Annotated in this window: 12 protein-coding genes; 8 read left to right on the forward strand and 4 right to left on the reverse strand. The window is 57.9% G+C overall.

What is annotated here, in order from left to right; all coding sequences use genetic code 11:
• Both ACYUCQ_RS13045 and ACYUCQ_RS13050 read right to left on the reverse strand, forming a co-directional pair.
• Positions 1 to 251: transposase (locus ACYUCQ_RS13045; protein ID WP_460254981.1), on the reverse strand; the 251-nt coding region annotated here is incomplete at its 3' end.
• A 58-nt stretch (positions 252 to 309) separates the two neighbouring features.
• Positions 310 to 1,293 (reverse strand): LysR substrate-binding domain-containing protein, encoded by a 984-nt coding sequence (locus ACYUCQ_RS13050; protein ID WP_460254982.1) that lies wholly within the window; start codon positions 1,291 to 1,293, stop codon positions 310 to 312.
• Here ACYUCQ_RS13050 and ACYUCQ_RS13055 point away from each other — a divergent pair.
• From ACYUCQ_RS13055 to ACYUCQ_RS13065, 3 genes are all read left to right on the forward strand, one after another.
• Entirely contained in the window at positions 1,292 to 2,317 is a 1,026-nt protein-coding gene (locus ACYUCQ_RS13055; protein WP_460254983.1) for an MBL fold metallo-hydrolase, read from the forward strand. The genes ACYUCQ_RS13050 and ACYUCQ_RS13055 overlap by 2 nt on opposite strands.
• Complete coding sequence (locus tag ACYUCQ_RS13060; protein ID WP_460254984.1) at positions 2,314 to 3,270, forward strand: alpha/beta hydrolase; 957 nt, start codon at positions 2,314 to 2,316, stop codon at positions 3,268 to 3,270. Before ACYUCQ_RS13055 ends, ACYUCQ_RS13060 begins: the two co-directional genes overlap by 4 nt.
• A 218-nt stretch (positions 3,271 to 3,488) precedes the next feature.
• On the forward strand, positions 3,489 to 4,073 hold the full coding sequence (locus tag ACYUCQ_RS13065; RefSeq protein WP_460254985.1) for a recombinase family protein: 585 nt from the start codon (positions 3,489 to 3,491) through the stop codon (positions 4,071 to 4,073).
• A gap of 242 nt (positions 4,074 to 4,315) precedes the next feature.
• On the opposite strand, the gene ACYUCQ_RS13070 is transcribed toward ACYUCQ_RS13065, so the two are convergent.
• A complete protein-coding gene (locus ACYUCQ_RS13070) occupies positions 4,316 to 4,954 on the reverse strand; it encodes a hypothetical protein (protein WP_460254986.1) in 639 nt (212 codons plus the stop codon).
• A 1,069-nt stretch (positions 4,955 to 6,023) separates the two neighbouring features.
• Here ACYUCQ_RS13070 and ACYUCQ_RS13075 point away from each other — a divergent pair.
• The 5 genes from ACYUCQ_RS13075 (at position 6,024) to ACYUCQ_RS13095 (ending at position 9,755) form a co-directional block, all read left to right on the forward strand.
• Positions 6,024 to 7,451 (forward strand): AAA family ATPase, encoded by a 1,428-nt coding sequence (locus ACYUCQ_RS13075; protein ID WP_460254987.1) that lies wholly within the window; start codon positions 6,024 to 6,026, stop codon positions 7,449 to 7,451.
• Between the two features lie 118 nt (positions 7,452 to 7,569).
• Positions 7,570 to 7,866 (forward strand): hypothetical protein, encoded by a 297-nt coding sequence (locus ACYUCQ_RS13080; protein ID WP_460254988.1) that lies wholly within the window; start codon positions 7,570 to 7,572, stop codon positions 7,864 to 7,866.
• 49 nt (positions 7,867 to 7,915) lie between these two features.
• On the forward strand, positions 7,916 to 8,638 hold the full coding sequence (locus tag ACYUCQ_RS13085; protein WP_460254989.1) for a metallophosphoesterase family protein: 723 nt from the start codon (positions 7,916 to 7,918) through the stop codon (positions 8,636 to 8,638).
• A gap of 60 nt (positions 8,639 to 8,698) precedes the next feature.
• A complete protein-coding gene (locus ACYUCQ_RS13090) occupies positions 8,699 to 9,355 on the forward strand; it encodes an SOS response-associated peptidase (RefSeq protein ID WP_460254990.1) in 657 nt (218 codons plus the stop codon).
• Between the two features lie 196 nt (positions 9,356 to 9,551).
• Positions 9,552 to 9,755 (forward strand): hypothetical protein, encoded by a 204-nt coding sequence (locus tag ACYUCQ_RS13095; RefSeq protein ID WP_460254991.1) that lies wholly within the window; start codon positions 9,552 to 9,554, stop codon positions 9,753 to 9,755.
• 52 nt (positions 9,756 to 9,807) lie between these two features.
• Here the strand turns inward: ACYUCQ_RS13095 and ACYUCQ_RS13100 are convergent, their stop codons facing one another.
• Complete coding sequence (locus ACYUCQ_RS13100; RefSeq protein WP_460254992.1) at positions 9,808 to 12,666, reverse strand: adenylate/guanylate cyclase domain-containing protein; 2,859 nt, start codon at positions 12,664 to 12,666, stop codon at positions 9,808 to 9,810.
• Positions 12,667 to 12,691: the final 25 nt, after the last annotated feature.

Genomic DNA, 12,691 nt, shown 5'->3' on the forward strand with positions numbered 1-12,691 from the left:
TACTGAACCGTGGTGAAAGGCGGAAAATCCTTGGGTAACATTCGCCATTGGCAGCCCGCAGTCGCCTGATACTGGATGCCATCCCAGATGGTGCGCATGCTGTGGATCGATGGTCGCCCAACCCTGCTCGCGCGCGCCAAAAACGGCCCAATGATCGCCCACTCCTCGTCAGTGCTGTCACTTGCATACCGCAACGCGCTGCTGTCATGATGTCGCCGAGTGATTTCAGTCCAGGCCACATGATCCTCCATTGTCTTCGCAACCAATAGAGAATCATAACCAACTGAAATCGCTCACCTTAATTTTCGGTCAGACACTTAGAATTGACCCATCTCGGTCGTCCGACTCCGGTCGAGCGATCTCGGAAGCCGATGCAGCCTGCAAAAGCGGCACGATCCGCGCTCGCAGCCATGCGAGTGCCGGGTCGCCGTCATTCTGCATTGACCACACCAGAGCCACTGAAGGCAGACGAAGCGCAAGCGGAATTTCCGTTACCGTGAGGCCGAAGCGCGGCGCGTAGCGTGCCGCCATCCGCGTCGGCAACGTGGCGATAACTGGTGCCTCGGCCGCCGTAGCCAGGACGGTGAGAAAATCGGATGCCGCCAGCACGACGTTCAGCGTTTCGCCGGCCCGCGCCAAAGCGTCTGACAAGCAGCCCTGGATATCGTCCTTCAATGTCATCAGCGCATGGGGATGCGCGATATATTCGGCAGCCGACAACGGTAGCCTCGGCTGCACGAGAGCCGGATTGAAGCAGCAAGCAAGTGACTGCTCGAACAGAGGCGTTCCGCAATGTCGCTCCAGTCCGTAATCGAAACAACCGATGGCGAGATCGAGTTCACCGCTATCCAGCATGCGATGCGCGTCGCTCCGCGCCACCGAACGGGTCAGCAAGCTGATTCCTGGCGCATGTACCTGTAGGCAAGCGGTCAGCCTCGGCAGCAGCAGAATCTCCAGCTCCGACGAAAAGCCGATTCGGACGATGCGTGTTTCGGACTGCGGATCGAACCGCCTGCCCTCCGTCAGCGTGTTCTGGATTTGCAGCAGTAATTCGCGCAGCCGCGGCGCAAGCGCGATTGCCTTGGCGGTTGGGTTCATCGTCGTGCCGACCCGGACCAAAATTTGGTCATCTAGTAGCAGCCGCAATGTGGACAGCGCGTGGCTCATCGCCGGTTGCCCGAGTTTCAGCCGCTGCGCCGCCCGCGTGACGCTGCGCTCGGTCATCAGGGCGTCGAAGGCAATCAACAGGTTAAGGTCGAACGAGCGAAGATTGAAGTGGTTGATGGAGTCCATGACTCAAATCGATTTGTATGACGAGGAGGCGAACCATAGCTATCTGTCCATGACGCAGCAACCCTCGAACAACGCGGAAATCCCGCTCTCCTTCCGGGTGGGCGACGCCCTCATAACCCAGATTCCCGAACTCCGCTGGACGAATACCGATCCGGCCCGGCTCTATCCCGATCTCAACGCCGCGGCTCTTGGCACAAATGGCGGTCAGCTCACGGCCGGTTCCTACAACCCGGACACTGGCACGCTGGCCCAGGGCACGCATTCCTGGCTGGTGCGGCATGCCGGGCGGATCATTCTGATCGACACGGCCACCGGCAATGGCAAGAAGCGGCCCAGCGCCCCGATGCTGGACCGTCTAGACACCCCCTATCTGGCCCGCCTCGCGGCCGCCGGGGTAACACCGGAACAGGTCGATCTCGTCCTGCTGACGCATATCCATGCCGACCATGTCGGCTGGAACACGGTGCTGCGGGACGAGATCTGGCAACCGCTCTTCACATGTGCGACGCACGTCTATTCCAAGACGGAAGCGCGCTACGCCGCGGCACTGGACGGTTTCGCACCCGCGCCTGACCTGCCACCGGAAGCGTTCGGCCGCCCCGATCACCCGCCCATGCCGCAGGTCTATACCGACAGTCTGAAACCCGTGATCGATGCCGGTTTGGGCCAAGCCATCGCGATCGACGGCCAGGAGATCGCAGAGGGTCTCTCCTTCCATCCCGCGCCCGGCCACAGCATCGACCATGCCGTCATCCGCCTCCGCTCGCGCGGCGAGGAAGCCTGGTTCGTGGCCGACCTCATGCATCACCCGCTGCAAGTCTACCGGCCCGATCTGCGGTCGGTATACTGCGAGTTTCCCGGCAAAGCCGAGGAATCGCGCCGACGCATGCTGGCGCACGCCGCCGAAACCGGCGCGCTCTGCTTTACCGCGCATTTTGCCGAAAGCGGCGCCGGGCGCGTCACGCAGAATGGCGTCGGCTTTGCCTGGCATTTCGTCAATCCCATGGAAGCATCTCCAACATGAGTGACCTTACCACCGAAAACCAGCTAATCCCGAGTGATACACCGGGCATTTGCCTCCACCTCCGCCGCAAGCGCCGCACCGATATCGCCGCATTCGGGGCAGAGCGCACCCTGCTGCTCATGCATGGCGCGACGCTCCCAGCCGAAAGCCTTTATGACGTGCCGGTCGGCGACGGTGCCTTCATGGATGTGCTTGCGGACGCAGGTTTCGATGTCTGGGCGCTGAATGTGCGCGGCTTTGGCGGCTCGACCCGCCCCGCCGGCATGGACGGCGCGCCCGATGCAGCCCCGCCGCAAGTCTCCACGGCAGAAGCAGTGCGCGACCTGGCTACCGCCGTGAGTCACATCCGCGCCGTCCAGAGTGTTTGTCAGCTTACCCTTATCGGCATGTCCTGGGGTGGCACGGTAACCGCGGCATACAGCGCCACCAATCCCTCCCACGTCGCCAAACTCGTGCTCATCGCCCCGCAATGGCTGAGCGACGGACCACCACGCATCGATCCGGGCGGGCCGGTGCCAGCCTATCGCCGCTTCGATGTCCACGCCTTCCGCGATCGCTGGCTTGAAAGCGTGCCGCACGAGCTGCGGGAGGAGATCCTGCCCGGCGCCTGGTTCGCCGCCTGGTCCGAAATTATCTTGGCGAGTGATCCGGCGGCCAGGGACGGCATTATCCGCGCACCTGCTGGCGTCATCCAGGACGTACGGGACTACTGGGCCGTCGGCCGACCATTCTACCAGCCGGAGGCGATCACCGCTCCCGTGCTGCTGCTGCACGGCGAATGGGATCTGGATGTACCGCTGCCGCGCATGTCGGCCCTTTTCCAGCGCCTTACCGGTGCCCGCTATCGGCGCTGGATCGAGATCGGCGAAGCCACCCATATGATGGTGATGGAATGCAACCGCTGGCAGATCCTGAGCGAGATCCTACTTTTTTTGCGCAGTCAGCCTGGATAGCTCCCCACGACCGGCCTGCTATCGCCCTCAAATTCGCCTTGAGGCGAATGACAGTTTCAGGCCGACTGGCAGCTTTCCAATCTACAAGCGCATTGGCGCATAACTTGTAAAATACGCGACAGCTATGCGAATTCCCGGTCCAACAGGGTTTTTCCTGTTGCATATCTTTGTCGCAAGTTATATTTATTACGCGACATAACTTGCAACAGGAAAATTGAATGGCCAATTCCGCTTCCGGTCACTTTATTGGTTACGCCCGCGTTTCGACCCAAGGCCAAGACCTCGCCCAGCAACGTTTTACGCTGAATGAGTCCGGCTGCACTCGGATTTTCGAGGAAAAAATCAGTGGAGCAAAGCGCGATAGGCCGGAACTGGGGCGACTGCTCGACCATCTGCGCGCTGGGGACGTGGTAACGGTCACGCGCCTTGACCGGCTCGCTCGCTCTACGCGTGATCTTTTGGAAATCGCCGAGCGGATCAAAGATGTCGGGGCGGGCTTGCGCTCACTGGCCGAGCCATGGGCCGACACCACGACGCCAGCCGGGCGTATGGTTATGACCGTGTTCGCCGGCATGGCAGACTTCGAGCGTTCCCTGATCGTGGAGCGCACCAGCGCCGGTCGGGTAGCAGCCAAAGCGCGCGGCGTGCGCTTTGGGCCGCGCGCCTCCCTATCGGCCGAGCAAATCGCTCATGCCCGTCAACTCATCGAGCTGGAGAGTAAGCCTGTCGCCGAGGTGGCTCGCTTGCTCGGGGTCCATCGGGCCACCCTCTACCGGGCTTTGGACGCACATCAATCACACTGACTTTCGGCGGTGCTGTTTGGAGCCAAAATCGACCGTTTTCGAAAGAATAAAATTACTAAATCGTAGAATGGGATGGGCATTTCGGACAACCGATTTTATCGGGCCGCGATTTTGCATAGAGTATTCAACGTAATCTGATTATATGACGGTTAAGCACCCCACATGAGGGCTATTTTCCAACACGCCAGGATGTATGTAAGTGCGGGTGTACTTTGTGGTCGAATTCTAGTCTGTTTCGGTAGTTAGTGGTTTTTTCGGCCAATTATACAAAGTTCAATTAATTTGCATTTAATAGGAAAATTATCAGAAACAGTGAGTTCGCGGATTTTCGCGCATCGTCCATCGACTATATTTTTTGTTAATATTCCGATAAGTTCGTTCTGAGTTTCGGGGACTGTATTCGCCCACAAATTCTTGCAATATTTAAAATATTCTTCGTATGATTGAAATGGGTTTCCCATTGATTTGTTATCAACAACAGGAAAAATGCATGGAGAAATAAAATGGCATAGTTTTGAAGTGAAAACAGGCGAATTGACTTTTTTAATACTATATACTATTGACGTAAATTCTGCTATTTCATCCCAATCCACCTCGGCAATATCATTTTTAAGAAAAATTTTTTCATTATAGGCATTGTAAGCAATCCTCAGCGTAGGGAATAGATCTCTAGCGTTTCGAGTCAGATCGTCCGAACTTTTTGGTCGCGTAGCTTTCCAACGCGTTAGAATGGGGAGTATCCGACCCCACCATACCTCGAAAGACGTTCTATTAAGAGCGGGTGGTAATTCGTGCTTGTAGAAATATTCGTGGAAATCTTGTGGCCATTTTGTCTTTCTCCAGAATCGGATTCCACTCTCTAATTCTGCTATCTTCAGCATCCGAAAATCCCTTGTTTTGTGCCTTCGCTCGTATTTCACTCAACTGTCGATCACAGAATCGATCATTATGGAAACTATTCAATAATCTCAGGAAAATTTTCCCTCAATCCGCGATGTGCAAATCGGCTGAAGCCATAATCACAGGCGCGCAGGGAATGGTCAAGACGCCACGCCAAGCCCACACTTGGTATGCCGCGAATACTTTGAGAAGAGATTTCCCATACGAATGCACCCGGCACGGAAGGGCTGAGGCAGCGGCCCATGTTCAGGACACCTCACCAGATCCATCTACGCCCAGAATAGAAAGATGGCGGCCACCCCTCAAGGACGCTGCGCGCCGCTGCGCGGTGGCCGATGGCCATCCTTGACCGCCGACCGCCATCTTTCTCATGGGGAAGGCAGGTCGGGACGGGGGGATGGTCTCTTCGATCGAACAAAGGGATTTGGTAGGTGCTCTGGGGTCAGGTGGCCGGCCGTGTAGGCGCATCCCACCATCGAATTTGAAAAGAGCTTTATGATCAGCTGGGAAGTTTTGACGATGAGCGTTTCAGCTGAGATCGCCGGGCGCCAGGAGTACGATTAAGGGGCCTTCGCGATCCTTCTATACACTTCCCCCTGGTTGTATTAGACATAAGTGTCGCGACTCGGCTTGAACACCGCTCGCGATGCGCACAGCGCGGAACGCAGGGAGACCGCTTTGTCGGGCGGCTCCCGAAATATAATACCTTCCGAGGGAATACGGGAGGTGCGTTACCCTGCGTGCGCATGTTCAACCGTCCCGGCGCCAGCGGGGACCATGCAGGGTGTGAAGCTATGGTCAAAGCTTTCCTTAGTTGAATTCGCGCTGTGCGCACAATCGATCATGTGGCCCTGTAAGGTTCCGTGACGATGGTGTTGCGTCGGCATTCTTTTGCCTAGTTGCCAAATTTGAATCGTCTATCGGTTAGGGTGACCAATGCCGCCTAATGCTCAATCGACCTCAAAGGGTTGGAGATACCATTTCAATAGACGCAATCGAGCCGCCGAAGAAGGAAGACATCTTCCGACACTTGAAGAGCTCTATTGCGGAATGTCGTTTCTGAACGAGTCCCTGGCTTACGATGTGCAGATATGGTCGGAACGCGTTATTTCGTCTCTTGCCAAATATACCGATAAATTAACGCGGAGCTCGCTGCGAACAGCTCTTGGGCGGCTGACGGTAAGCGCAAACCTTCAAGATCTGACAATCGTCTATGATATGACCGTAGAATATGAAAATTCGCCGGAATTGGCAGATGAAGTCCAATGTGCGGCGAAGCGGATGGTTGTGTATCGGGTGGCCAGTGGGGATGCAGCAGCTCGACCATTATTATGCAACGACCTAGTAGCGGTAATCCGGATGACTTATGGCGAATCTGCTAAGCTTTTTGCGATGGCATCAACTTTACTCGGCCTAATGTTAAATATGAATTTGCAGCACCAATTCCGTGGAGATCGCACACGATCCCTACGCACCTTCATCCGCGATGGCGAAATCATGCTAGGCAGGATCAAAAATTCGGCTGCCGATTGGGAAGGGGTTGATGCAGAAAATACGAGCACCAAAAATAATATTAAAAACGCCGAAACCGACGTCACGAACTCAAAAGTTTCTGGCCCGTCAATCATCGTCTTCACCCAAATTGGTAATATCACCAAAGACAATGATAGCAAATTCAATTCTGTCCTGAAGGATCTTGTTGGCAAAAAAGTTCCTTTAAAAACCTACCCGGAACTCAAATATATTCGAGAGATACTCGTTGATGAGTTTCCATATGCTGCGGGCGTGGCGGATGCGATTTTAGGCGACCTAGCATCGCACGATTACATTGAAATCAAACCGACCATTCTGTTGGGGGCACCGGGCTGCGGCAAAACAACGTTTTCCCAGCGGCTTGGAGGATTGCTCGAATTACCCTTCGAGATTTACTCATGTGCTGGCATGAACGATTCTTCTCTTGCCGGAACGGCTCGACGCTGGTCATCCGGTGAACCTTCGCTGCCGACCTCCTTGGTCATTTCTACCCGGTTGGCCAACCCACTCATCATATTGGACGAAATCGAAAAGGCTGCGACCTCAAAGTTGAATGGCAGCTTGCTGGATGCACTATTGCCGTTCCTTGAGCGTGTATCCGCGTCCAAATATTACGACATATTTCTTCAGGCATCAGTGGATTTAAGTGGTGTGGTCTGGCTTGCTACCGCGAATGACGTTGCACCTTTGCCTAAACCGCTTCGCGATCGCTGCCGTATATTGACCTTTCCATCCCCAACGATTGCCGATCTTCCGCTCATTGCTCCTCGTATTGTTGGGGAGATCGCAAAGTCATGGGGGCTCGATGAACGATGGATATCGCCCGTTACTGTGGATGAAATGGAAGCTCTTTCCGCGGCATGGTCTGGAGGCTCAATCAGATCGCTAAAGCGGCTCCTTGAAGGCGTTTTAACGGCTCGCAACCGATTTACTGAAAGGCACTAATTCGAGACAAAATAACATCTTGAAAATCTGTTGATTGGAATTTTTGTTGAATTTACCATCGTATGATCAACGGGATGTGCACGACACGCTTGTAAAATCGCCGAGAAGGAGGCTTCTCATGGAAGATACCGACATCGATTACGCCTATAGTGTTTCCGATATTCTGCATAAAAGGCAGTACGAAGAATGGGGCCGCCCTACCGTCTGGCCACGGGATCTGACCTTTGATAAAACGGCACAGGCGAGGATTGAGGTAGTTAGCAAAAAAGCCATGGAGGTATTAGGGCCTCTCGAAGGGCATAACTGGTGTTTCTTTGAAGCAGAAGAGCTGCGGGGTCATATACCTCGGCTACTCGCTGCCGCCAGCGAGCAGGGCATGCGGCTAATCTTGGAATTCTTGAGCAAAGTTAAATGAACCCAGACTTATTGAGAACAATGAGGGCGCTCGGCGTTAAGGCAAAATAATGACCAAACGCACCACGCCAGATCACCGTGAACCGTCAGGCATTCTGTTTTACGGCGATCCTCATGGAAATTGGCGCCCTTTGATCGAGGCTGTGCTGCGCGATCGGCCTGCCGCCGTCGTAATCCTCGGTGATTGCGGTCTCGATGCGCCGCTCCGTCAAAAACTCGCCGCGATTTGGGATCAGGTGCCGGTCTGGAAATGGATCATCGGCAATCACGATGTTGATAGTCTCGCAGAGTATGAGTTTTTGGTGGAGAGCCATCCTGCCGGAAATCTCAATGGAAGCTGGGCTTCACTGGACGGCCACATCGTCGCGGGGCTGGGTGGCATTTATCGCGCCCAAGTTTGGTATCCCAAATTCGGCGGCACCGATGATGATCCGCCAAAATTCCGCACCCGGCGCGACATGATCAAGGTTACCGCCCGGGCGGATCGGCTCAAAGGTGGGCTACCGCGCTCTGCACGGGCGACAATCTTTCCAGAGGATCACCAGGCGCTACGGTCTATTCGGGCCGACATTCTGGTGTGCCACGAGGCACCGACATCGGATCGGCACGGATTTGCCGCGATCGATGCGCTCGCTCATGAGATGGGCGTCAGCCTCGTGGTGCATGGTCACCATCACCGCAGCTATGAGGGTAACACCGCCCACGGTATTCCCGTCAGGGGGCTGGGTATCGCCGAGCCGTGGGTGTGGCGGGGCAACGTCACCATGGCCTAACCATTTACCGAACAAGGATCTTGCCAATAAAAGCAAACTTTATCGCATCCAAGGGAACCGATGTGTAACCTCTACAGCATGACCAAAGGCCAGCAGGCGATCCGGGATTTTACGCGGGCGATCAAGGATCGCACCGGCAATCTGCCGATGATGCCCGGCATCTTCCCTGATTACGCGGCACCAATCGTGCGCAACCAGCCCGACGGGCGAGAACTGGTCATGGCGCGCTGGGGTATGCCCTCACCGGCCTTTGCCCTCCAAGGCCGGAACGCTGATCCGGGGATCACCAACGTGCGCAATACCGCCTCGCCGCATTGGCGCCGTTGGCTCGGCGTCGAACATCGCTGCGTGGTGCCGTTCACCAGCTTTGCCGAAACCGAAAGACTGCCGGATGGATCCCGCCCGCCGATCTGGTTTGCCCTCGATGCCAGCCGACCGCTCGCGTGTTTTGCCGGCATCTGGACACGATGGACGTCCGTCCGGAAGGTCAAGGAAGGCGAGACCACCAATGATCTGTTCGCCTTTCTCACGACCGAGCCGAACAAATTAATCGCCGCGCATCATCCCAAAGCCATGCCGGTCATTCTGACAAATCAGGACGCGATCGATCGCTGGATGACCGCCCCAATCGAAGACGCTTTGACGCTGCAACGACCCTTGCCCGATGATGCGCTCATGATTGTCGCCCGAGGGGCAAAAACGGACGGCGAGTCCTGACCAACGCGGGTGCGCACCGCCTTTCACAACGCCACCCCCTGCGCACATCTAAACCCACAGCACCCACCCCGTGGCGCCAAAATTCACCCGATCATGCATTCAATGTGCTAAATATCACATCTTTGCGCCCGTCCCCGCGCTATTCATCATTTCAACGCTGCACACCCCAACCCACACCCCGCCAGGAGCAACCACCATGAACATCATCGCCCCCACCCCCGCCGTCACCAGCACCGCCCTTCCCGTCAAGCATTTCCGCGCCGACGCAAAAATCACCTTTTCGCGCCCGCAGATCATTGTCGATCGGGATTTCGACATCTCGCACCGGATCAAATATGTCGGCACCTTGGCCGCCACCGCCGTCACCCTGATCACCGGCGCTGTGTTCCTGTTCATGTAATTGTCGCGCCGCACCAATCGTCGCGCCAAATCTCGCACCGCTCCCGAGCACCCTACAGCCCGAGGTCGAGTTCCAGCGCCGCGCGGAGCGATAAGGTGGCCCCTTGCGCCATCAGCGCGGCGCGAGTTTCCGCGGGCAACGTGCCCGCCACCGCCGCCACGTCGAACAGCACCATCAGCGCATCCCACACGCGCTGTTCGATGGGTTCCATCGGCTGTTGATGCGCGGTCCAAAAATGCTCGGTGTGTCCGGCGAGTTGTGCCGCCACGTCCAGCGCGCCAGCCCGCGCCGCCAGCAGTGCCAAGTCGCCCGTGAAGCATGCGCCGATACTGTAATCCTCCAGCTCGATGACCAAGGGCACCGCCTCCCGCGCCGCCTGCACCGCCGCCGCATCATCCCCCGCCAGCAGCGCATAGCTGGTCAGGTTCACCACATCATAGGTGAGATTATACCAGTCGCGTCGGGCGCGGCTTAGAGCCGAGTTACGCTTTACGCTCGCGATCGCACCACCATAATCGCCGAGTCTGGCCTGGAGTTCAGCGAGGTTGCTGGAGACAACAAGCACCCCGCTCTGGTCGTTGAATTTTTCATGAATCGCCAAAGAAGCCGCAAAATCCCTCCGGGCCGCTTCCATCACCGTCGCGTCCGAACCAGCGAGATATTGATAGGCTGCGAGATCGCCCAGCATCCCCGCTTGGATCAGGTTGGGCTTCATGGTTGGCAATATCGCCCGTGCCGCTTCGGCAAATCGCCGCCCCTGAGCCTCATCCCCCGCGCCGAGGAGCAAAAATGCGGTCCTGGCCGCTGCCAACCCAGCCATGGGCCTGTCTTGCAGCATCTCAAACAAAGCCCGCGCTGTGTCAGCGGCCGTCGCGCAGGCCCACGCACCCGCAGATCGATCGCCTGACAGAGCCCGCCACAGCCGGGCGGCATCCTTGGTCGGCGTGTCCGGCGTCAGCTTGGTAATCGCCGTTCGCACAAAAGCGAAATAAGTGGGCGATGCGAGCAAAGCCTGTCGTCGCAGGGGCTCCAACCATGCCGCGAGGGCAATCGCCAGCGCGTCATCCCCCGCCTCGCTAAACGCCCACTCCAGCGCCGCCAGCAAATTCTCAATCTCTGGCTCAATAGAAGCCCGCCAGACCAGCGTGTCCGTATCCGGATAGCGGTCCTCCGCTGCACCGAACAATGTGACCATATATTCGGCATGGGCGCGGCGGAGCGCCTGGGTCTCGCCCGCCTGCGCCAGGGCGTCCAGCGCATAGGCCCGTGTGCTGTCCAACAGCCGGTAGCGCGGTTCTTCGCCCGCTGCGGGCAGCCGCGTCACCAGCGATTTATCCAGCAGGCTCGCCACCAAATCCAACACTTCCAGTGCCTCAATGTCTCGCCCCGCCAGCACGGCCTCCACGGCGGAAAGGTCAAAACTGCCCGCAAACACCCCCAGCCGCCGGAACGCAATCCGCTCCTTCTCGCTCAGCAGCGCAAAACTCCAATCAATCAGCGCCCGCAATGTCTGCTGCCGCGGCAAATGGGTGCGCGCCCCACCCGTCAGCAGCCGGAACCGATCATTCAGCCGCGCCAGCAAATCCTTTGGCCGCATCATCCGAATGCGCGCTGCCGCTAACTCAATCGCCAAGGCAATCCCGTCCAGCCGCTGGCAAATCGCAGCAATATCCGCCGCATTATCCGCCGCCAGCGCAAAGCCCGGCTGCACCAAATTCGCCCGCGCCACGAATAATTCGATGCCGGCATAGGTCGCAGCATCCGCCACCGTCATCCCCGCAATCGCGTCAGGTTCCGGCACCGCGAGGGTGGGCAGAGCAAAACTTTGCTCGCCCGGCAGCCCCAGCGGGCTGCGGCTGGTGGCCAGGATCGTCACACCCGGATTGCGCCGCAAAACCGCATCCGCCAGCGCCGCCGCCGCCTCAATCAGATGCTCGCAATTATCCAGAATAATCAGCATCGAGGCCCCGCGCAGCGCCGAGGCAAATTGCTCTGCCGCATTCCCACTGCCGCTGAGCGCAATATTCAGCGCCGCCGCCGCACTCGCCGCCACCTGCTCGCCCTGGCTTACCCCCGCCAGTTCCACCAGCCACACCCCGTCCGCATAGTTCTCCAGCGCCTCTGCCGCCGCCTGCAGCGCGAGCCGGGTTTTGCCAATGCCGCCAGGGCCAAGCACGGTCACCAGCCTGTGCCGCGCCAGCAAGCCGCGCACATCCGCAAGCGCCCCCTCCCGGCCAATCAGCGTGCTCGTCTGCTCGGGCAGATTATGCGGCCTGGCATTCAGCGTCCGCAGCGGCGGAAACGCCGCCGCCAATCCCGGCCCAGTAAGCTGGAAAATCTCCTCCGCTTGACCCAAATCCTTGAGCCGGTGCATCCCGAGGCTCTGCAGCGCATAAGGCGCCGGCACGCCACCCGCCCCCGCTGTCACCGCCATAGCCACAGCAGCCGAGACCAAAATTTGCCCGCCATGCCCCGCTGCCATAATCCGCGCGGTGCGGCCCAAAGTCAGGCCAAAATAATCATCATCCCGGAACTCAGCCGGCCCGCAATGCACGCCAATCCGGAATTTTAACCCGCCCACCGCCGCAAAATTTTCTCCGCCCAAGCGCGTCTGCAGTAAGGCCGCCGCCGTCAACGCCGCCTGCACGCGCGCGAACACCGCGCAGCCACCATCGCCCGTGGTCTTGAACACCGCACCGCCCGCCGCCGCCACCCCATCGCGCAGCAACGTATCATGCCGCGCCATCGCCCCCCCCATCGCCTCCGGATAGCGCGCCCAGCGCTGAGTGGAGCCTTCAATATCGGTGAATAAGAACACGTAATGCGTGTCCGCCCGCGCATTAATATCAATCAAATGATCCATCAGGCTCCCAGTCAGCGCAGCTTCATCGAATAATGTTCGCGCCACCATACCGGACGCCTCATCGGGGAGGCAA

The sequence above is a fragment of the Acidiphilium sp. MT5 genome (assembly GCF_054767495.1).

Bases quoted from the DNA above. Each gene is read 5' to 3' on its own strand.
- ACYUCQ_RS13095 (WP_460254991.1), top strand. From the start codon at position 9,552: ATGAACATCATCGCCCCCACCCCCGCCGTCACCAGCACCGCCCTTCCC.
- ACYUCQ_RS13080 (WP_460254988.1), top strand. From the start codon at position 7,570: ATGGAAGATACCGACATCGATTACGCCTATAGTGTTTCCGATATTCTG.
- ACYUCQ_RS13075 (WP_460254987.1), top strand. From the start codon at position 6,024: ATGTCGTTTCTGAACGAGTCCCTGGCTTACGATGTGCAGATATGGTCG.
- ACYUCQ_RS13085 (WP_460254989.1), top strand. From the start codon at position 7,916: ATGACCAAACGCACCACGCCAGATCACCGTGAACCGTCAGGCATTCTG.
- ACYUCQ_RS13055 (WP_460254983.1), top strand. From the start codon at position 1,292: ATGACTCAAATCGATTTGTATGACGAGGAGGCGAACCATAGCTATCTG.
- ACYUCQ_RS13050 (WP_460254982.1), bottom strand. From the start codon at position 1,293: ATGGACTCCATCAACCACTTCAATCTTCGCTCGTTCGACCTTAACCTG.
- ACYUCQ_RS13100 (WP_460254992.1), bottom strand. From the start codon at position 12,666: ATGGTGGCGCGAACATTATTCGATGAAGCTGCGCTGACTGGGAGCCTG.
- ACYUCQ_RS13060 (WP_460254984.1), top strand. From the start codon at position 2,314: ATGAGTGACCTTACCACCGAAAACCAGCTAATCCCGAGTGATACACCG.
- ACYUCQ_RS13065 (WP_460254985.1), top strand. From the start codon at position 3,489: ATGGCCAATTCCGCTTCCGGTCACTTTATTGGTTACGCCCGCGTTTCG.
- ACYUCQ_RS13070 (WP_460254986.1), bottom strand. From the start codon at position 4,954: ATGCTGAAGATAGCAGAATTAGAGAGTGGAATCCGATTCTGGAGAAAG.
- ACYUCQ_RS13090 (WP_460254990.1), top strand. From the start codon at position 8,699: ATGTGTAACCTCTACAGCATGACCAAAGGCCAGCAGGCGATCCGGGAT.